The following is a 21,542-nucleotide window of genomic DNA, read 5'->3' as shown; positions in this document are numbered from 1 at the left end:
AAAAATTGCTGTACTCAAGAAACAACTCCCCCAGAACCGGGGCTCAGGGGGAGTAACGTAAACATATTTGGTAAATAACGACTACTTCACTTTGGCAAAGTCAGCAGCCAGCTTATCCAGGTCTGCATCAGCCATATCCTTAGAGTCAACAACTAAGCGGTACCGGAATGTCTTGGACTCCCCTTTCTTTAATTGAAAGTTCTGCGCCTCTTTTCCATTGGTAAACTCTTTGGTACCCATGGGATTGATGGCAAACAAACCATAGCCACGGGCATGCCAGTACGATGGATAGCTAACGTTCTGGGGATGGTCGATAATGGCTACGTTCACTTTTTCGTTGCCGATTTGCCCGGTAAGATTAGTCCATACCGAACGCTTGGCCCATACATCTTCTCCTTTCACTCCTTCCTTGTTTTTATAGCTGCCCGTTACGCCATTGTTGTTAAGAGCGGGTACTTTGGTAGCGATACCACTCGCATCCGTAAAGAGTTCGGGCTTAGTGGAAGGATGCTCGAGTTGGCGGGCCAGTCGAATGGCAAATACGCCTTCCTTGGAATCCTTAAAAGTTACATCTCCTTCTGGTGCGGTAAGGGTCGTAATCCGGTCAATGATCCGACGGTCACCTTCTGCCCGGAAAATGTAAGTAGTCGTTTCTTTAAGCGTCAAACCGCCGTCCTGATTGATCCAGTCGGCAGTCACGGTCAGCTCACCCTTATTTTTGCCACTTTTCAGGGACTTGATACCCGTATGATGGATATCACCGTACTTATGCTTGGTACGGTCTACAGCATTGGAGCTGTTCCAGAAATCATAGCCGTTCACATCGCCGTGATTGAGCCACACACCCACGTGGTGCGGGTGATCGACCCGCTCGTCGGGACGCGGATCCATGGGCCAGCCACGGGTGATGGCCGTTCCATTCGCGGTTAGTACCGGGTACAACACCGCTTTTCGCAGTACCTCCTGCCCGGGATAGATATAAGCAGTAAAAGGTTTACCGTCTACGTTAACCTCTACTTTTTTATTGGCCTCATTATGAACCAGATCGACCCGCTGGGCACTGGCTGCCCCTGCAATCAGCGCCAGAGTCAGAGTAGCCGCCATTCTGGTGGTTGTCAACTTTATGGATTTCACGGGTACAACAGTTATAGGTTGATAAAAAAAGATCCGGTGACACCTGTGTCACCGGATCCAGGTACAGCAATATTAGCTGACAATGATATCCGTCTTCTTAGGGTCCCAGGTAACACGCTTCCCGGTGTGCAACGACTGCGTAGCCATAATGTTAGCCACCGAGTGGTTGAATCCGGCGCGGGCTGGAGCATTGGGCTCCTTCCGGCTGCGTACGCACTCCATCCAGTTACGCATGTGCATAGACGTCATCGGATCAGAACCTGTATTCGCCCCGGTTTCCATTTTAATGCCACCGGTACCCAGTTCCATTTTGGGCAACAGGTTAGCCTGCATACCCATGGCTTTGGCCGGTCCGGCGGTCAGGCCGCCTTCCGGGGTAATCTGGTTGGTATCCAGGTTAATCATTCCACCGTTGGAGTAGTAGTACTCCTTCACATCTCCGGCGGCCTGGTGCATCCGTGACGAGTAGGTGACCTGGAAGCCTTTTTCTTTGTTATCGAACGGACCGTAGTCAAATACGGCGGTAAAGGTATCGGCATTGGTACGGCCATCCTTCCATACATACACGCCACCGTTGGCTACAACACTGCGGGGTGCTTCCAGGCCTGTAAACCAGTGTACAGTATCGATCTGGTGTGACATCCACTGACCGGGAATACCTGATGAGTAAGGATAGAACAACCGGAACTCTAGATAGTAGCGGGGATTCCAGGCTACCTTGGGACGGTTGAGCTGGAAGCGTTCCCAATCCACATCTTCTTTCCGTATTGCATTCACAAGTTCGGGACGGCGCCAACGGCCGGGTTGATTGACATTCCAGGTCATTTCAACCATAGAAATATCACCAAACTTACCGGACTTAATGAATTCATTGGCGGCGTGGTAGTTAGGGGCAGAACGACGCTGCGAACCTACCTGTACGATCTGCTTGGAGCCTTCCACTGTTCTTAGTGCCAGCTTGGCATCTTCCAGTGATTCGGCAAATGGTTTTTCGACGTACACATCACGACCCGACTTTACGGCATCTACACAATGCAGCGCGTGCTGGAAGTCAGCGGTACTGATGATAACGGCATCTACATCCTTACGGGCCAGCAGTTCATCGTTATTGCGGGCTTTAAAAAAGTCTTTGGAAGCTGATTCTTTATCTTTAAAGTATTTTTCGGCCTCATCTCGGCGGCGATTCCAGATATCTGAAACGCCCATAAACTCGAAATTCATCTCTTTGGCATGCCCGGCAAAGCTGGGAGCCAGAGAGCTACGGAAACGGTCAGAGAAACCGATGATACCTACCCGAACCCGGTCGTTGGCACCCAGGATACGACGGTAACTGGCTGCGCTGACAGCGTTGGCGCTTACGGCTATACCTGCCGAGGCCAAAGCGGTTTTCTTTATAAAATCTCTTCTACTGGTCATGGATTGTTAGCTTTATGTGTTTTTGTGAGAATCAGACATGTGTATTAAATCTTAGGATTCATCCGCTTTACTTTCAGGTTGCGGTATGATACATTATCACCGTGATCCTGTAGGAGAAGATTTCCCTGCTCGGCCAATCCAAAGCCCTGGAAGTCTTTGTACTTGGAGCGGGCTACCAGTGCTTTGTAAATGGCAGAGCCACGCTTGTACTCAAGTACCTTCTGACCATTCAGGAAATGCTCTACGGTACCATCGGCCTGTACTACGATACGGCCATTGTTCCACTCACCAATCTTTTTGACAGCATTACCCGGTTTCTCAGCCGGTATCAGATCGTATAGAGAAGACAGGGTACGGTTACCTACTACACCCATCTTGGCATCGGGGTGACGCTCATCGTCCAGTACCTGGTATTCCAGTCCCAGACCGGACTTTCCTTTTGAATTCAACTCTTCGTTCACAAAGTACTTCACCCCACTATTGGCTCCTTCGGTTAGTTTGAAATCGAACTGAAATTCAAAGGCAGGACCAAATTTTTCGCGGGTTACGATGTCGTTACCGGTTTCAGAACCATCCGACTTGGACACGGTGATGGTACCATCGTTGTAGCTCCAGCGCTTGGGCGGAAACTCCGTACTGTTGTAGCCACGCCAGTGAGCAGCGGTTTTACCATCGTACAGCAATTCCCAGCCCTGGGCTTTCTCAGCATCCGAGAGCGTATTGAGCAGGTTGTTTACAACACGGATGTTGGCCGGAGGTGAAGGCTGCAGGTCTGTAGTCTTGATACGAACGTTTTTCCAGCGTACCTGGGTACCTTCTTTCTTGGCATCATTGCCAATACCATGTACCTGAAGACTGATAAAGCCTTCGGGAGTCATATCGTCAATGACGTGCGCTACGGGTACACCATTTACAAATGTGCGAATGGAATTACCAATGGCTTCGATACGGTACTTGTTCCACTGACCGGGCTTAAAAGCAGTTTTGGCATCTGGATTCAGATCCACAGGATACAGCCAGCCCCGACGGGCCTCGTCGTAAATACCTCCGGCCCAGCCCCGGCTGCTCGGGTCAATCTCTACCTGATAGCCGTGTACACGACCATCCATATAGTCAGGTTTGGACAAGCTACGGATCTGAATACCAGAATTGAGCTGGTTGTCCACCATTACGTCTGTTTCCAGAATGAAGTCGCCGTAGTTCTTCTCGGTAGTCAGGAAGGAGTTAGGAGTATTGACGGTAGACGTACCTACAATCACACCATCCTTCACTTCATACTTAGCCTTTCCGTTGAGTTGTTTCCAGCCGGTAAGGTCTTTGCCGTTAAATAGCATTTGCCAGCCGTCCTTTGTCTTCTGTGCCACGGCACCGTTCAAAGAAGCAGCGAGGAAAAAGAGGGCAACGCCATACTTAATTCTCTTCATGTACATATTTGATTAGTAGACTATTAGTATTTCCAGAGGAAAGAGTATTATTTCTATCGAAACTACTAACGATAATTTAACTATGTTACCCTTACAACCTCCGGGAGTTAATCAGCTTAATGGGTGACGCAGGGTCTCGGTGATGAATTTCTTATTGATTTCAGCGCATAGCAAAGGGCTTTTTTCAGGATCGGGTACCCCGTCCAGCTCCACTACCGCCCAGCCGTCAAACTTGATCTTGTTCAGTGCTTTGAATACAGCGGGTACATCCACCCGTCCCTGCCCCAGCTCAACGAACTTATAGCCGCTCTTGGTATCGGCGGGTTTGGTATCCTTCAGGTGAAGGGCATGTATTACATCTTTATACTGGAGTACCGCCTTTTCGGGCTCGCCTCCTCCCTGCTTGTAGTGGGCAATATCCAGCAGTAGTTTGACATAGCGTGGGTCCATCGCCTGTACGATCACATCTATCTCTTCGGGCGTTTCGCCCAGCTGGTGCATGTGGTTGTGGTATACGGCCTGTACACCCATGTCGGCGGTTTGCTTTCCAATCTCATTCATCACTGCCGCCAGTCTTTTGAGCTCTTCTACCGAGGGAGCCCGGTCCTTGGGGCGCACATTATTGGTGAGCTGTAGCGAACTACCTCCCAGGGCCTTCACAAAGCTGGCATGAGCCACGTGCATATCGATAGTACTGGCTTCTTTGGCCGGATCTATCTCTACGTTGCCGCTCGAGTACATACACAACTGCAGGCCGTTTTCATTAAGCATCCGACGCAGATCCGTTACCTTGTTACGATAAGGCCCGAAGGTATTAGCTCTGAGTTGTACCCCCTTATATCCCAACGAGGCCAGGTCTTTAATAGCCTGCTCGTCCTTGCCTCCCCAGGTAATGGAGGAGTAGCCAATCTTGATGCCACTCTTCTTACTGATCAGTTCATCGGCCCAGGCAGGTGACGTTACCAGCGCAGAGGCAGCCAGGGCGGCATTACGTAGAAAAGAGCGACGGTTTAATTCGTAGTTGTTCTTATCGCTTATGAAATTCATAACAGTGTTAATGATAATAGTTATCCATTCAGAAAAGCCCCTAAACAGGGTCTTATACTACCTCTTTAAAGAGAAAAGCCCCCCAGAGGGAGACTTTCTTCTGCAAATTCAATCGTTCGGTAGTCCGTCGTAAAGACGAACCATTACTTTGATGAGTAGCTACCCGGCATACGATTGTGCGGCAACCACCGCCAGGTAACTTCTCATCATTGCTACCTCACACAGGTAGTGTTTTTAGAAACCAGTGTTCTGCGGGAATGCTGATGGACCACCTTCTACCCGGTCAATCTGATTCTGCGGAATCGGGCGCAGCACGTGGAAATCTTTAATGTTAGGTGCAGCCTGGTTGTTGTGCAGCTTCACGCGCTCCACCAGTATACCCCAACGCTTCAGGTCAAACCAGCGTGTCTGCTCGCCAAGCAACTCTCTGGCACGTTCTTCCATGATAAAGTCCATGGTAAGCTGAGCGGGTGTAATCTCCATTTCTTTCTGCTTACCAGGCCAGGCAGCCCGCCGACGTACTACATTGATATTCTCAGTAGCCTCCGCAACTTTGCCCTGTTTAAATTGTGCTTCAGCCAGCATCAGGTAAGTATCAGCCAGTCTGAATGCCTGATAGTCACGTACGCCAGATTCGGAAGTTAGGTCAGCGCGGTTTCCGTCAATATGCTTACGTAGCGCCGGAAAACGCCGCTCGTCGTACATGCTGGGGGTCAATACCTGGTAAGGGCGTTTGGCCCGTTCCGCCTCCGGCATTTCATAACCCGGGTCATAGATAGCAGTATCACCCAGCGCCAGTGTAATCCGAGGCTTGGACTTATCATAGTTGGTATTATAAGTACCGGGGTTATTGCTGTAGTACACATCTTTGAAAGTATTATAATACCGGCTGTCATTCTCCCGGTTTACAAACACTTGGTTTAGCGTGTACTTGGTAGGCATGTACCGCTTGAACGGACGTCCGTTGGTAACATCACGACGCATACCTGGCATAACATCGTACTCCATCAAGAAGTATAAATGGGAATTGTTCCCTCCTCCGTTAGTCTGCAGGTTAGTGCTGTACTGTACCGCAAATACTACTTCACTATTTACCTCGTTGCCCTGACGGAATATATCCGCATAGTTAGGTAGTAAAGCCAAACCGGGGGTGGCAATGACCTGCTTGAATAAAGCTTCCGCTTTGGCAAAATCATCAGCAGCCTTCGCTTCAGAAGTAGCCTTGGTCAGGTATACCCGGCCCAGTAGGTGCTGGGCTGCCGCTTTCGTAAACCGTCCATAGTTAGGGCTCCGGAAACGGGCATCTAGGTCAGGAATCGCTTCTTCCAAATCTTTGATAATTGCTGCGTACATTTGCGGAACCGTAGCACGGGTAGCCACTTTGGTTGGCGCTACTGTCTCCGTAAGACGCAGGTCAACCCCACCAAAAAGCTGGGTCAGGATAAAGTAATGGTGAGCCCGGATGGCTTTTACTTCAGCTAGGCGTTCTTTACGAACTGCCTCAGGTATACCCGTTACGTTAGCCGATCTTTCAATTACCGAGTTAGCCGTGTTGATTGTCGTATAAAACAGATCCCACACTTCTCGAACGTGAGCCGACCGGGCATCAAAGCCACCATCGTAGGTGTTCATAAACTTAAAGCTTCCATCGGCTCCGTTTTGATAGGTATCAGTACCAAACACGGTAAAGTTATTGCCCCGCTCGGTACCATACCAGTCGCGCAGACCGGAATAAACGGCGTTTACACCGTCGTTAAAGCCCTCGGCAGTATTGAGGTAGTTGCTGCCAATACCAGATACGATTTCCTCATCAAGTACACTTACTCCGCATGACTGGCCTATAAACAGGGCAGCCACCATGGCGCCTGTTTTGAGTACTTTTGATGAACTTATATAGTTTTTCATAGGATTAAACCTTATTATGTCTATGCTTTTTTTATTACTTAAAAACGAGCATTTAAGCCAAAAGTATAAATGCTTGTAGCGGGTGACAGATCCGAACTGATTCCGCGGTTCTGATTGCTAGGTCCGTTGTCCAATTCAACTTCGGGGTCAATCCCTTTATACTTGGTGCGGTATTCAGAGAAGATGAAAGGCTGCTGAATACTGGTATACAAACGCAGGCTGCTCATACCTAATTTAGATGCCCAGTTTGATGGAACGTTGTAACCAAAATTGATATTACGCACTTTTATAAACGATCCGTCAAAATACAGTAGGGATGAGTTATAACGTGGGAATTCCTGGTTTACGTTAGGACGGGGGAATTCGTTGGTTGGGTTATCAGGCGTCCAATAATCCACATCCAGGTTGTTGTATCGACCAGCCAACTGGTTTCTGTCATTGTGGAAGCTACTCACGATGAACTGACCGGCCCGGGCATACAGGAAGAACGAAAGATCAAATCCTTTATATTCAAAACGGTTGGTCAAACCAGCTACGAAATCGGGTACTGCCGAACCAAGGATCTGACGGTCCAGGGCATTAATGATCCCGTCATTGTTAAGGTCCTGCACCTTAATTTCACCTACTTTGCTTTGATAGCGAGCTGCTTCATCGGCTTCGTTGGCTTGCCAGATACCGATTTTCTTGTAGTCATAGATAACAGATAGAGGCTGACCGATGAATCTTCCGGCAGCGATGTCGTCCACTTTACCATTGGCCAGTTCGAGTATCTCCTCGCGATTACGGGTAAACATCAGGTCGGTATTCCAGCGGAAACTACCTCTATCAATATTGACGGTAGAAAGCGAAAGTTCAATCCCGGTATTCTGAGTTTTACCGATGTTGGTTGTAAATCCTCCAAAACCAGTGGAGTTAGGCAGCGGCTGAGGAGCCAGCAGGTCGGTGGTAGTAGTTACGTAGTACTCTATAGCACCCGATATACGGCCTTTGAAAAAGCTGAAATCCAAACCGGCATTGGCTGTGGCAGAAGACTCCCAGCGCAAATCAGGGTTCCCGATGGAACCCGGACGGTATCCAAATGCGGCTGTAGTGTTCCAATCGTAGGCAGTACGCGACAACTGAGATTGGGTTTGATAGGGGTCAATGGCCTGGTTACCGGTAGAACCGTAGCTCAGACGCAGTTTAGCCATATCCAGCCACCGAACATTCTGCAGGAAAGGCTCGCTGGATACGTTCCAGCCCACCGCCAGCGACGGGAAGTAACCAAACTTGTTATTGGCTCCAAATCGGGAAGAACCATCAGCCCGAATGGTAGCAGTAAGCAGGTACTTCTCTTTATAGTCATAATTGACACGGGCCATATATGACAATAGCGCCCATTCACGGAGACCTGTTCCAACACTATTGATAAGGCTGGCAGCACCAAGGTTATAGAATTGCTGAGTTGAGGCAGGTATTCCAGTTACGTTTATTGAAGATGCTTCGAAATTATCCTTTTGATATGACTGTAGCAATGTTACATTCAGGTTGTGAATCTGATTGAACTGTTTGGCATACGTAAGAATATTCTCGATAGTATAGTTGAAAGTAAACTCGTTAAAAACACCACCTGAGGCAGGTGCACCCCGACGGGCGTTAGTAAGACTGCCAAAGAAACGGCCATACCGGTTAATGTTAATATCAGGACCGAAGTTGAATCGGTATTTTAGTCCATCCACGATATTCCACTCACCATAGATACTATTAAAGATTCGGTAGTTCTTACGCTCGTCGATAATAGCGCCAGGTACAATTTCTGCATAAGGATTGGTACGTAATCCATCCTGGGTAGGAAGGAAGATCATAAGACCATTATCGTCGAAAGGCTTACCTAATGGGTTCTCCTGTAAAGCACCTCCTAGCGGGTTAAAGTTCTCACCGTTGCGAAGTCCATAAACACCGAGCGTTGAAGTACCTACCCGTATTTTATCATTGATTTTGTGATCCAGATTCACCCGGAATGTATAACGGGTAAAATCCTGATTTTTTACTACACCAATATCTTTAAAGAAGTTACCCGAAATATTGAACTGGGTTTTTTCAGTACCACCCGATACAGCTACCTGATGACTCTGTATTCTACCAGTACGAAGCAGGGCCGATGGATAGTCGGTACTACGGCCTAGTTTGATTGACTCCAATTCAACCGGTTCGAAAAGTGCTTCATCGGTAGTATAGTTACCTACGGCCCGGCGTGACTCGCGTTTGAATTCGGCGAACTCAGCCCCGTTCATGACGTCAATTCTTCCCAGTTCTTTATTAAATCCTGTGTAAGTATCTATACTAACGGTTGTTTTCCCGGGCGTACCGCGCTTGGTGGTAATAATCACTACCCCGTTGGCACCTCTGGAACCATAAATAGCCGTTGAGGAGGCGTCTTTAAGTACCTCCATGGAAGCAATGTCATTAGGGTTAATGTCATCAATTCCACCTGATAAGGGTATACCGTCCACCACAAATAATGGATCATTGGAAGCGTTAAATGAACGACGGCCCCGGATACGAATCTGAGGTGCCGAACCCGGCTTGGAACCTGCCTGGTTAACATCTACTCCGGCAGCCCGGCCTTGAAGGGCCTGGCGGGCATTAGTAACAGGTAGTTCGCCGATCTCGCGGGATGATACAGAAGAGATAGCACCTGTCAACTGGCTCTTTTTCTGGGTACCGTATCCTACTACGACTACTTCGTTTAGTGTTTTCTGGTCAACAGACATACTAATGTCCACCGCACTTCGGGCACCCACAGTTACCTCCTGCGTAGTAAATCCAACAGCTGAGAATACCAGTACCGCATTATCATTGGGTACAGTGATTCGGTAGGTACCATCCGCGTCGGTAGTAGTACCTACCGTTGAGTTTTTAACTAGTACAGTCACACCAGGAACAGGACTGTTATCATCGGAAGATACGACCTTACCGGTGACTGTTTTGTCGATAGCAATTCCAACGCTTTCCCCATTTCGAAAAGAGGAAAAGGTTCCAGCTTTGACAGTCGTGGCTGTACCTATTAAGGTAACTACCGCGCAACTGTACAAAATTTTTTCGATGCGTGTAAAGCGTCTCTTCATTGCGCTCTTAGATTTGAGTTTAACATAGGTTGACTGGAAATTAATTATATATGAGAAAAGTATTTCTGAATTGTACTTTAAAAGGTTAGTACCTTTCAAAGCTTCGCTTAACATGACAATACAAAGGATTTTTTGTATGTATCCACCAGACACTATGTTACTTTTACCACCTGAAAGGTTTCTTGAATGGAATTGACGAGCCATTCCGACAGCTACCCCTACACCTATTCTTCAATTTTTTCTTAAAATTGTATTAAGAAGCAACAGTGACAGATAGCCTACTGCTCTTGACAAGCTAATTGTCACTTAATTTTTTGAAACGGTGAAATTATTAAAGAGCTGGATATGCCCTCCTAGGGCACTTATTGGAGCATCAGTACAGCCTTATGCAAATTATATGTAGTTACAAAAGATTTTGTAACTAGTCAGTAAGATTTTTGGATATAGTAAAGGGCTTCTTCAGGGAATCGGCTGGCGGCGTTACCTGCGTGGTGTCGGCCTTAGCGTAAAATGGGAGCAGGGACTTGCAGGTGACATGAGCAGGCTCCAGAAAGTACCACAGTAGTACCAATACAAAAGCAGTAAATACTCCTGCGCTCCAGCGGATGATATACCAGTTGGTTGCCACCGTCTTAAGGTTTGCATCCAGTGGCTCTACGTCCGGCATGTGTTCAATGGAAGTACGTATTTTATTCCATAGTGATCCAACGTCCTCACCCGAAAGCGTATCTCCCCCCAAAGCCGAGGATGTTTCTACCAACTGTTTAGCAACGGTCACCGTTTCGTCCATGTATGGGTGCTGAACGAGCCAGTTCTCCCAGAAATTACGAATGGGTAGGTCATTAGGATACCGAACCCACCTGATAAACAGGCGCTCCATCGCAAGCTCTTCGGCAGAATATTCCGAATAGGGTTTCATCGGCAGTTTGGGGTAAAACGAAAATATAAATTAAGTAACCTCTTTATCGGGACCTTCCAGACCTGACACAACAGGTATATTTCTTCTCTTTTAGTGTATTTTTTAACTTTTTCAGAGAATATTTTTAACAAAGGTCTGGCTCCGGGTTGTTCTACTCGCCGTGTTTTCCATTTACTTTTCAGAAATAGCAGAACATGTGGTAACTAACAGCCCTACAATAGAAGTAAACAAATCATAAACATCCAGTTACACACAGACCTATGTCCCGTTCGGAAATATAGTACAAAAGGCGCCACTAGTGGCGCCTTTTGTTAGTAAAGCAACTATCTTATGTATTTTGTACAAGAAGATCTAATTATCTGCAAATTTCTACTGAGCGTTTATTGACTTTTAGGTGGAGTACCAGACCAGAGAATAAACCTGAAAAAGGTATCAAACAGGTGGTCGAAAAAAAATTAATCTACCGGTATCTTGTACACCAGCAAATCGGAGGGAGCCGGATGGGGAGCCTCCCGCGGGCGATCCTGGTTAGTAGGCAGCGTTTGCCACTGCATGATGTACTGACCCGTGTTGTCCACCCTCCGGTGCTCATTCATGCCCGGCTGGATAGTCATGGCCGAAAGAGTCGGAGCGTTAGAAGCTTCCTGCCCGGTTAGCTGCTTCTTTACCTTTAGCGTGTTGCGGTCAAGTATCCAGGTACCTTTGCCGTGTTTTTCGTGGTGATAAGCCACAGCCAGCTCATTGGTGCCTTGTGGTTTAACGGAGGTAATACCTACACTGTTGGCCAGTGAGCCATTGCGGTTGAGGTCCCAGGTGAAGTCTTTCCAGGTACTGATCTGATGGATCTGCCAGATGCTACTCCCCTTGTCCCAGCGGGCCAGATATAGCTGACTGATACCCTTCTGATCAAACTTGTGATAGCTGATAAGGGGTACCTGCTGCTGGTCCCAGTTTACCTGAAAACTCATATTGATCAGTCCGTTCCAGGGACCGACCGGGTCTACGGTAGCGAGGTTGTCACGCCACTTGATGGGCAGCGTGATAGCATCTCCCCGAAGATTCTCCCAATGTACCAGATCCTTACTCCTGACACAGGACAGATTATGATTGGTATTGGCCATAGGAGTCAGCCGCCACATCCAAACGGTATAGAAGTAGCCATCCGGTCCCAATTTAGGGTCCGTCATGTAAGAGTTAGACTCCTGCTCCCCGTCAAAAAGTGGTGTATCAAACAAGCCTTTCCACTCCTTATTGTCGGCATCATACTTATTCCAGTACGAGATACCCTGCCCGCTCCCGCCGTTGCGATACTGGAAGTACAGATCCCCCTGCTGGTCCTTAAAGAATACCGGATACGTTACCCGTTCCTCATTTTTACTGGTCATCGGTAGTTTCTCAAAGGCTTCAACGCTCTCCGGCTTCGTTGACCTGAAATAGATCAAAGGTACATTATGCATATTGCCGGATACATGCAGGTAGCCGTTCCGGTCCATCGTCATCCGTACGTAGTTGTGGCTATCCCAGCCTATAGTAGTAGGCAGTTTGGTTATTTTCCATTCCTTCGCATCCAGCGGGCGCTGGGCTACTACCATGTTACGATCAGCATCATAGTAGGCCGCGTACTGGTACTTATCAGTAGTAAGCAGGTCGAAGCCAACGGGGTGACCTGACCATACCTTCCCTACGGGTATTACCTGCGGCTCATCCTGACGCTTCTGGTTCTGAGCCACCGCCCAGCCAGCTTGTACAATGAAGAGGAGTACTATAATTGAACGTTTGATCATACGCTGGACATTATTTCTGTGAATGACTGGAAGTGTCAGCAGCCCGATGATTGACCGGCCACTGCGCCAACGGTTTTACTGGTTTGGTGGTTTTGGTGGGAGAAAAAAAGGCATTGAATGCCTGCTCGGTACCGGCGGGCAGTGTAGCCTCAAATCCTACCAGTTGGGTACCCGGATTAGGAGCATCGTAGTCATGGGTCGGCTCGGTCGACCAGGTCTTGATGGCAAGGGGTACTGTGGAGTCAAATAGCAGGTACATCTTCTTCCCCTTTTGCGATAGTTCTACCGTTTTTCCATCCAGAATGGTTACAGTAGCCGGTGTCAACAGAGTCCAGCGGAGGGTAGTAGGCTTGTCAGTAGCTTTTACCTCATCCCGAACTACTACCATTTTATCATCCTTAATGGTAATTCCTCTTTTGGCCGCTGCCACCTGACCGGCGTACACAGTTGATAGATCAGAAATGACAGAAGGCTGCGAAGCAGCATCTGACCAACTATCTACCTGAGCATAGCCTTTGACGAGCTGGTGCTGATTATCAAACGTAAGGGTGTTATGTACCAGATTGTTGTACCGGAATATCTGCCAACGCTCGGCATCCTGCGTCCGACCAAATAGTTGTATCCCCCGGCTCTCCAGGGAGTTGTACTCCTGCGGTCCAAAGTCCATGGCCCAGCGCTCACCCATAGCATCCAGCACAAACGAGCCGGCATCCATGTGGGCGTGGTTGACGGACGCGGAGCCGCCTTTGTATCCTACAAAAATAGCGTTGGGATCGGTCCAGGAGGTGCGCATCAGGCCCACCGGGCTGTGCCCCTGCCCTACCCATATCTTCGCTTTGGGTGCTTTGATGGATTTCAGATCCGTATCCATTCCCCACACCAGTACGGCGGGCAGCAGACGATTGCGCAAGCTCTCAGCCGGGCTGTTTTCAGTTAGAAAATCTTTCTGGTACCAGAGTAGCGACGGGTCGCGCTGTTTGCTGGCAAACCAGAACATAGCCGGACTCAGTCCACCCTTCAGGCCACTGTCGCCCCAATTATGTACCAGTCCCAGGGGCCCCATCATATTCTGCTGAAAGCCAGCCGCTTTCATAAACCCATCAATATCTGATAGTCCGAAGTCAGAACCCAACGCTTTTTCCAGTGCACTCAGGAACATCACATTGAAGCTGGTGCCGTACTCCCAGTAGCCAAAGCCCTCCGGGTAGGCTCCATCGGGACCGTACGGATGCATGGATTTTGGGATGGTTTCGATGGCGCGATTGATTACCCGGCTGGCCAGTTCCGGTTCGTCCTCAGCAATAGCCAGCGCCCCAAAGGTCATGCCCGCATTACATACCTGATTCCAGTTATGCTCGGCGGTCAGGAACCAGTTGTACTTTTTGTCGTAGGAGGGATTAATCCCTTTCTGAACAATAGCTTCTCTAATGGTACTACGGCTGGAAGCGGGTAAAGCATCAAATAACCAGTCGTAGCCGATTGCGACGGCCATGGTCATTTCGGCTACATCCAGAAAGTGGCTGGGGTTCCAGTCTGAGAAAGCCGCTACGGCCAACATTTCTTTCTCAGCCCGACGCAGGTACTTTTCCTCGCCGGTGGTGCGGTAGGCATACGATAGCTGAAATACCCGACGCAGACACTCGCGCGACTTATCCAAGAGTCTTCTCCCGATCTGGATACGCTCTACCGGTGGTAGATCAATGATCCGGTCCGACTCAGCCAGAATAACGTTATGTACCCGACTCCATCCTTTATCTGCTTTGACTTGCTTCAGGATGGCAGCCTCTTCGCCTTTGAGTAGTAGCAGGCGGGGGTGCTCCTGCTTCATATTTTTCCGCAGCATGTCGGGTGTCAGCGGCGCGGTACTTGTCTGCGCCATAACGGGCGTCAGAAAGAGCCAGAACAGTAGGATTCTTGCTAGTTTCATAAGTTAAAAGGTCCAGTTTGTGAGCATGAGCAGGCTGTTGGTGGGAGCCTGCTGTTGTTTCCATAGTGGTTTCAGATCTATATTCGGGTACTTCAGTCCAGCCATACGGGTCATTTCCAAATAGCTATTGGTATCTCTAGGCTTGATCTGCTTGTGCTCCCATTGCTTTGTACCTTCGGCATAGGGTAGCATATAGAGGAAGGCTTTTCTGATGCCCTTCCCTCCTGTTTCATAGTTCCACAGATCCATGTTTACCTTTTCGGCCAACATGGCCAGCTCAAAAAACCCTTTGAGGTTCATTTGTGAGTAATTCCAGGAGAGGGTGCGGGCCAGCTCGTGAGGCTGACTACCATCGGGCCTGAGTTGGCTTTCCAGACGAGCCTTAGTCCGCTCTTCCAGAAGTTTCCGGGCTAGCTGAGGCTGCTCCGTAAATAAGGCCATGGACACCGCCTGTACATCGTACCAGGTACCGTGGTTGTTGTGTTCATCGGCTTCATCCTGTCCGATGGGGCTGGTAAGCATCCAGTCCAGGTACTGCCGGAACCAGTCCCGGATACCGTTGTACTCCTGGGTTGACAAACTGGGGGAACCTTTCAGAAGCTGCACTCCATCAATCAGTTTAGCCAGGTTGCGGGTGTCTATCAGGCCGATGCCCCTGCCTTCGGTGCGGCCGGGTATGGCCTGTCCGTAGTTCAGGTGCGGGTTCATGCGGGTAGCCTCATCCAGAAACCACACCCGCAGGAGCTTCGCCGCGTGGTCAGCGTATTTTTTATCATTGGTAAAGTACCAGGCTACTCCCAGCAGATGTACATCACGAGACAGGGAGGTAAAGTACTCGGCATCTTTGATAGACTGCCGCTCCGGATTGACCTGCCCATCCTTCCGGATATAGGGTAGTCCGTCGGCTTTGGAAGAGTCGGGCCACCAGTACGGACCTACACTCATGTAGTCACGCTTGTCGCCGCTGGGAGGTACTTTGCTCTTGTAGGTGACCGAATACGGTCCTCGTTGCAAGGCCTCATCCGCAGTACGTACCAGGTCAGCTAACGCTTTGGTCAGGGCTTTATCCTTCTTTTTAAGCTTTTGCTTGTTTTCCTGTAGCAGCTCAGCATCGAGGAGAAAAGTCTGTGGCTTCGGACCTTCCTGTACCGGTGCTGCTTGTACATAGTTTAGTACTCCTAGTACCAGAAATACACCTGCAAAGGCTACTTGTATCAATTGGAATTTAGAATATTTCATAGAATGCTATTTTTTAGAAGTACTTCCACCAGGACGAAAGCTACTCCATGACGATAAATTTCTCGTTGCTGATCTTTTGTTGAATCTCGCTGTTACCATTCCCGATGTAGGTATTATTATCCACCTTTACACGGGTGGCAGCGTACGACTCGACTCCGTAGCCGGTGTTGTACTGGATCTGGTTATTGCGAATGGCGATGTTGCTGGAGCCTTTGGATAGGTACTCTACCATGACGCCACTAAGGTCATTGGCTTCAATAAAGTTACCTTCTATGGTGATATCCCGGCTTTCGCTGACCAGGATGCCGTATTGGGCATTGCGGGCTATCTCACTACTTGTCACAGATACATCACGGCAATGTCCCAGGGCCACTCCACTCCCGTAGGGTGAGGTATCCAGGCGGCTGTCACTGATCTTCACCCCCACGCAGTGCGTCAGTAGCAGGTTGTGCTGGAGCCGGGGACCAGGTATCATACTAGAGCCGTTTTCGTCGAAGTTGCAACCAATAATATTCACATTCGAAGCTCCGCTAATGAAGGCTCCATTGACCGTACAGTTCTGTACGGTGACGTTTATAAAGTCCAGATTCTTCATCTGTCCATCTTTCGTGGATATAAAGAAGATGCCCCCCCGATTGCTGGGGTTGCGGTAGGAGCGGTTGCTGTTAGGATCCGAGGGAGGCGTCGGACGATTAGCCCCCTCAATCACCAGATCACGAATGGTAATGTCGTGCAGGTCCGGATCGGCATTGGTAACTACTTCCCGATCGGCCGACTTAGGGTCCAGGAACAGAATGGTACCTAGTCCCTCTCCGGCCAACGTCACGCCACTAGGTATCTTGAGAGTTGCCGGAAGCGTGTGCAGCCCCGCCTTGGCCACTACCCATCGTCCCGTACCGGCTACCGAATTGAGTGCCTCCTGCAGTGACTGCTCGGGAGTAACATAGAGAGCATTGACAGGTACCTTGCCAGCAGGTGTTTCACTGGCTCCGGCTATGTAGCCAATCGTACCCGGCTTGGGTGTACCTTTCTTGGTCACCGGTTTACCCGTAGGAGCCCGAAAGGCTGTCAGCACACTGCGGCTGGCCTTCGGACGAATGGAATCAGCGGCCATCCTGGTGAAGGGCATGTCGATGCCTTTGGAGGTATAGTGCCGGTACACGTACTCGAAGTCATCCCTGATCTCCCTGGCCCTTTCTGAGATCACCCCGTAGCTGTGTGGCTTCTCACCCATCAGAAATTTGGCGGTGTACTCGTAGCCTAGTGCGATGCGATTATTCCCAATCGAGAAGAGGTCTACACCCTGTGTGTAGGCTACCTGAGCCGCACCGGAAAACTCCCCTAAGCCCAGTTGAACGTGCCCCTGATCACGGGTAGTCTCCTGACACTGTCCGCTGGGGTATATGTACTTGAAGATTCCCCCATTGATGGGCCCGTGAAGAAAGTGATTCAGCGCGTTGTTGAACAGGGGACGGTTATCCATAAAAATGCCGATGGCCATGATAGTATGGATAATGGCGCCATCCCAGTTGCCGTTGGCCTGGGGGAAGTAGTACCGTATCAGGGGGTAGTATACGGTCATCAGCATGTGGCTGAACTGATCAATATCCTTCTGCTGCCAGCCCGAGTTGGTATAGCGAAGTATTTCTGCCGCGTTAATGAATACATGTCCCGTCAGAGCAGCGAGTAGTTTAGCATCGTTGTAGTCAAAGTCCCGGATGACGGGCGACCAGGCATTCAGTATTTCGATGGCCTTATTGGCGTACGCTTTGTCATCGGTGATGTACCACATCAGGGCACAGTTATAGGCCATGTTGGCTCCCTTCATCAGGTCTACTCCTCCTATGTTGGGGCGCCCATAGGGTCCACGGAAAACGTGGGCGAAGGGTTTGACCTCGAAGTCCAGATCGGTCTCTGCTTTGAGACGGTCAAAGCTCCCCTTCCAGGGCTGCTCTCCTTTGAGTACCTGCTGCTTCATGTAAGCCAGATCCATCGCCGATTGGCTGACGCCCGGATGCACAAATTGCTGGGCAGTAGCCACCATAGAAGCCATGGCCATAACAGCACTAACCAGTACGGCAGTAAGGATTATTTTCATGGAATTTTTAAAGGTTAGGAATGGTCAGCTTGCCTAAATCCGGCAACTGATGTTGTTATTGGTACTTAGGTACTATCGAAGAATAGATTAGCCTACTGATAAATAAGCTAGCTAATTTTGTTCAAGTGGTTGTGGTGTATGAGTGAAAACAGGGAAGCGGCAATTACTACAATAAGGCACTAATACATAAGGGTTACTGCTCCGCAAGTCCGGAGCAGTAACCCTTATTTTCAACCAGATCAGAGAGCGTAGCGTTTGATACTGATTCTCGCGCTCTTACCATTATTATTTACAGAATTAACGTAGATGTAGGCTCTGTATTTACTATCAGCCGTCTCAACCCAAGCCCCGGACTCTGCTCTCATATTGATCGCGTAGTTGGCCGATTCAGTTAGATCAAGCTTCTCAAAATCCAGATCATCAATATATACACCGTACTGCAGGCGGGCCAGGTGAAAATCTCTGATGTTCCATGCCTTTCTGACCTTGGAAACCTTATTAACTCCTGCCGGTAAGGTAACATTAGGAAGGTACTGCTTATCAGCCCCCGGCGACACCAGGGCATGATTGAAGGTTACTCCCGGAATGGAACGATACAAATATACGAGGTCAATTTTATCCGCTTTGGTAGCAGCTTCCGCGGCACTATAAACGGCCATGTCAGCGATTGAAATGTAGCTGGCTACACTGTCAGTTACGGTCATATCCAGCTTCATATCCATTTTGGCAATTTTGTACGGCCCCATTTTGTAGGTCACCGTTTCGCCGGTACTGCTGGTAGCAGTGAAGTCAAAGGTCACTTCCTGACCACGAGCTGCCTCAGGAATAACATAGTAGTAGCGAAGCGTAGAGGCCGAGGTATCTTTTGTAAAATTCACCTTCGTGATTTTACCCTCAGTAGGTAGTGACTCACCCACAACAATTCCTACGTCCTCCCCACTTCCGTTGGTAGAGTAGGTCTTAGTTTCCAAATAAGTACCTCCGGCGCCGGGAATAGACGCTTCAACCTGTGCCGAGACCAGCTTACCTCGCTCCGGTGCCAGTGCCATGGCATAGGCAAACTCTATATTCAGACCTACTACATTAGGTCCCAGCGTTCTTTTGATCACATCATTCTGAAGCTCCGTCTTGGCAGCAGGTATGATGCTTTTCTCCTCCTCACACGCTGTCATTAGCATGAGCAATGACAGCAGCAGTGATGAATATTTAAGATAATTACGTTGCATGATCCAGTGGTTTAAGATTACGGTTTTTGAACTGTAATATTGACTGTATAGGGCTTTCTGACCTTACGGTTTCCAGATACTACCGTGTACGTTTTTGGATTGACCCTATCAGAGAAGTCTACCTTTCCCGTGATCTTCGGGTCCAGCTTGGCATCAGTTACCAGCGAAAACTGCGGATACAGATTACGTAGATCTGTTCCATAAAACACTTCTACATTAATAGTCTGAGCTACTGTATCTATCTCTGCATTCTTGGTTCTGACAGTTTGGAAGTCCGGTCCCAAGAGTTCAAAATTACTTACATAACATTCGGCTCTTTCCGTAATCAGCAATCCATCTTCATCTACCGGAAACTCGGGTGTGCAACCTACCCAGACAACTAGTGCAAGCAAGAGTGCGATTGCTATTTTACTGTACTTTACCATCGCATTTAGTGTTAAATATTTGAAATATCTTGATTAGTTATTTGAATTACATCCAAGGCGTATTCTGGGTCAGGTTCGGGTTGCGATCACGCTCACCTGGTGGAATCCGGAAGATGTAAGCCTGCTGATAGGTTCTTTCATCCGTATTCTGGAAATAACGCTGCTGATTGGCTCCGTGCGTATCAATACGCCATACCCCCTCACTATAAGGTGGTCCCCACACTCTTTCGAGTGCTCTCCAGCGACGAAGGTCAAATCCACGATGTCCTTCACCAAGGAGTTCAACAATACGCTCCTGCTCAATAGCGTCAAAGAAGGCATCCTGACCGGCTACATCCGCAGGATCCAAGGGAGGCAAATTACCCCGGTGACGGATCTTATTGATCAGCTCAATGGCATCGGCCTGAGGCCCCTTGATGGCGTTTGTCGCTTCTGCGTACATCAGGTACACATCGGCCAGACGCATAACCGGGAAGTTGTAGTTACCGTCGCTACGGCCCTGACCGGCGTAGTTACGGAGGAACTTACGAAATACATATCCGGAGTTGGATCCGTCGGTATTGTAGGTAGTATATCGTACACCGTCTATGGTAACAGGCTGGTTCCAGGTCTTATAGATAAATGGCACCCAACCGGTTGGCTGCAGTGAGATCATCCCTACGCTCTTTTCGTAATCCCACATAATTGAAGCTTTCATCCGGTAGTCACGATTGCGATAACTCTGAGGATTGACTGCCGAATTAGGCTTAGTTCTGGCTCCCGCAGTGGCAGGGTTCATCGGTATTAATGGATCCACAAAATCGCCGGTGATAGTAGACTGGTACCGGTCGGCTATTTCGTACCGTGGAGTTACCCAGGCCTGAGATCCTTCGTGTGAACGTCCTGCCACGTCACGCATCAGCTCTTCACCCTGGCCAGTACCGGTACCACCATGCGTGAAGGACATGATGATTTCCGGATCGCCGTTGGCTATGGGCGTAAACAGGTAGTAGTAGTTAGGCAGCTTTTCGGCCTGTCCCAGCGAATCTATTTCTCCCGGCTCACCATTACGGAACAGAGTCAGGCCATAGTCATTGATCACTGAACCAAAGTCAGCAGCGGCTCCGGCATATGCAGCTTCAGCCTCAGCAGCACTTGGTGTGAATGTAGTCAGCTCAGGCCAGCCAAAGCGGTTCCAGGAGGCCCAGTACAGCTGCATTTTACCACGAAAAGCAAGCGCGGCTGGCTTCGCAGCGCGACCTACTACTGGTGCCTTAGCAGGAAGTTTTTCGTAGGCGTACGTAAAGTCTGCCATGATAGAGTCCTTCACCTGCGCAATTGGGGTACGTGTAATATCCGATACCTCAGCATTGTCATATACAACCTGACTAATATAGGGTACATCACCCCACATAGAGATAAGGCGGAAATAAACCATCCCTCTAAGCAGACGAGCCTCCCCGATAATAGCTTCCAGATTTTCTCTGGATGAAGGGCTGGCTGTTTCCAGCATCTTCGTTACGTTCTCTATCACATAGTTGGTCCGGTTGACACCGCCGTAGAGGTAGCGGTAGTACTTGTCAAAGTTGTCACCGTATCCAACAGGATTGTAGTCTCCATTATGATAGGCATCACCACGCTGTAAATTATTGTTGGTAGCACTGGTACCACGTACACGTACAAACTCGCCATGGCCTGAAAAATAGTAGTCACGGTCGAAAAGAGGCCTTACGGACGAATAGGCTCCCTGTAATGCAAAGGTGGCGTCGGCTTCTGTCTTCCAGAAAGCGTTGGCACCTAGCTCTGTGGTTGGTTCCAGTTCCAGCAGATCCTCCACGCATGAACTTGTGCAAAGGAGTAAGCCTGCCAGGGCAGATATGGATAGTATTTTTTGAGTTAAATTTTTCATTAG

The 21,542-nt window shown here is 49.0% G+C and carries 14 protein-coding genes; all 14 read right to left on the bottom strand.

The window, feature by feature from the left end; all coding sequences use genetic code 11:
* Nucleotides 1-81 precede the first annotated feature (81 nt).
* Nucleotides 82-1,104 (bottom strand): DUF6807 domain-containing protein, encoded by a 1,023-nt coding sequence (locus tag JUB14_RS08000; protein ID WP_207505974.1) that lies wholly within the window; start codon nt 1,102-1,104, stop codon nt 82-84.
* 102 nt (nt 1,105-1,206) lie between these two features.
* The gene (locus JUB14_RS07995) at nt 1,207-2,550 is read right to left on the bottom strand and encodes a Gfo/Idh/MocA family protein (RefSeq protein WP_207505338.1); all 1,344 of its coding nucleotides are present in this window, start codon (nt 2,548-2,550) and stop codon (nt 1,207-1,209) included.
* A 44-nt stretch (nt 2,551-2,594) separates the two neighbouring features.
* Nucleotides 2,595-3,974, bottom strand: coding sequence for a 3-keto-disaccharide hydrolase (locus JUB14_RS07990; protein WP_207505337.1), 1,380 nt, complete (start codon nt 3,972-3,974; stop codon nt 2,595-2,597).
* A gap of 111 nt (nt 3,975-4,085) precedes the next feature.
* The gene (locus JUB14_RS07985; RefSeq protein ID WP_207505336.1) at nt 4,086-5,021 is read right to left on the bottom strand and encodes a sugar phosphate isomerase/epimerase family protein; all 936 of its coding nucleotides are present in this window, start codon (nt 5,019-5,021) and stop codon (nt 4,086-4,088) included.
* A 234-nt stretch (nt 5,022-5,255) separates the two neighbouring features.
* On the bottom strand, nt 5,256-6,926 hold the full coding sequence (locus tag JUB14_RS07980) for a RagB/SusD family nutrient uptake outer membrane protein (protein ID WP_207505335.1): 1,671 nt from the start codon (nt 6,924-6,926) through the stop codon (nt 5,256-5,258).
* 38 nt (nt 6,927-6,964) lie between these two features.
* Nucleotides 6,965-10,033 (bottom strand): SusC/RagA family TonB-linked outer membrane protein, encoded by a 3,069-nt coding sequence (locus JUB14_RS07975; protein ID WP_207505334.1) that lies wholly within the window; start codon nt 10,031-10,033, stop codon nt 6,965-6,967.
* Between the two features lie 421 nt (nt 10,034-10,454).
* Nucleotides 10,455-10,952, bottom strand: a complete 498-nt coding sequence (locus JUB14_RS07970) for a hypothetical protein (RefSeq protein WP_207505333.1) — start codon at nt 10,950-10,952, stop codon at nt 10,455-10,457.
* A gap of 455 nt (nt 10,953-11,407) precedes the next feature.
* Nucleotides 11,408-12,736, bottom strand: coding sequence for a BNR repeat-containing protein (locus tag JUB14_RS07965; protein ID WP_207505332.1), 1,329 nt, complete (start codon nt 12,734-12,736; stop codon nt 11,408-11,410).
* A gap of 10 nt (nt 12,737-12,746) precedes the next feature.
* A complete protein-coding gene (locus tag JUB14_RS07960) occupies nt 12,747-14,663 on the bottom strand; it encodes a heparinase II/III domain-containing protein (RefSeq protein WP_207505331.1) in 1,917 nt (638 codons plus the stop codon).
* Between the two features lie 3 nt (nt 14,664-14,666).
* Nucleotides 14,667-15,902: an alginate lyase family protein gene (locus tag JUB14_RS07955; RefSeq protein WP_207505330.1), complete on the bottom strand. Its 1,236-nt coding sequence runs from the start codon at nt 15,900-15,902 to the stop codon at nt 14,667-14,669.
* Nucleotides 15,903-15,942: 40 nt separating this feature from the next.
* Complete coding sequence (locus JUB14_RS07950; protein WP_207505329.1) at nt 15,943-18,000, bottom strand: right-handed parallel beta-helix repeat-containing protein; 2,058 nt, start codon at nt 17,998-18,000, stop codon at nt 15,943-15,945.
* A 239-nt stretch (nt 18,001-18,239) separates the two neighbouring features.
* Nucleotides 18,240-19,226: a DUF4466 family protein gene (locus JUB14_RS07945; protein WP_207505328.1), complete on the bottom strand. Its 987-nt coding sequence runs from the start codon at nt 19,224-19,226 to the stop codon at nt 18,240-18,242.
* Nucleotides 19,227-19,243: 17 nt separating this feature from the next.
* A complete protein-coding gene (locus tag JUB14_RS07940; protein WP_207505327.1) occupies nt 19,244-19,618 on the bottom strand; it encodes an SGBP N-terminal domain-containing protein in 375 nt (124 codons plus the stop codon).
* A 79-nt stretch (nt 19,619-19,697) separates the two neighbouring features.
* Nucleotides 19,698-21,539, bottom strand: a complete 1,842-nt coding sequence (locus JUB14_RS07935; protein WP_207505326.1) for a RagB/SusD family nutrient uptake outer membrane protein — start codon at nt 21,537-21,539, stop codon at nt 19,698-19,700.
* Between the last annotated feature and the right edge of the window lie 3 nt (nt 21,540-21,542).

It is taken from the genome of Telluribacter humicola, from assembly GCF_017355935.1.
In the GTDB taxonomy this organism is placed as follows: domain Bacteria; phylum Bacteroidota; class Bacteroidia; order Cytophagales; family Spirosomataceae; genus Telluribacter; species Telluribacter humicola.
Note: the sequence above shows the minus strand (reverse complement) of the source record. Positions and strands in the feature narration are given on the sequence as shown.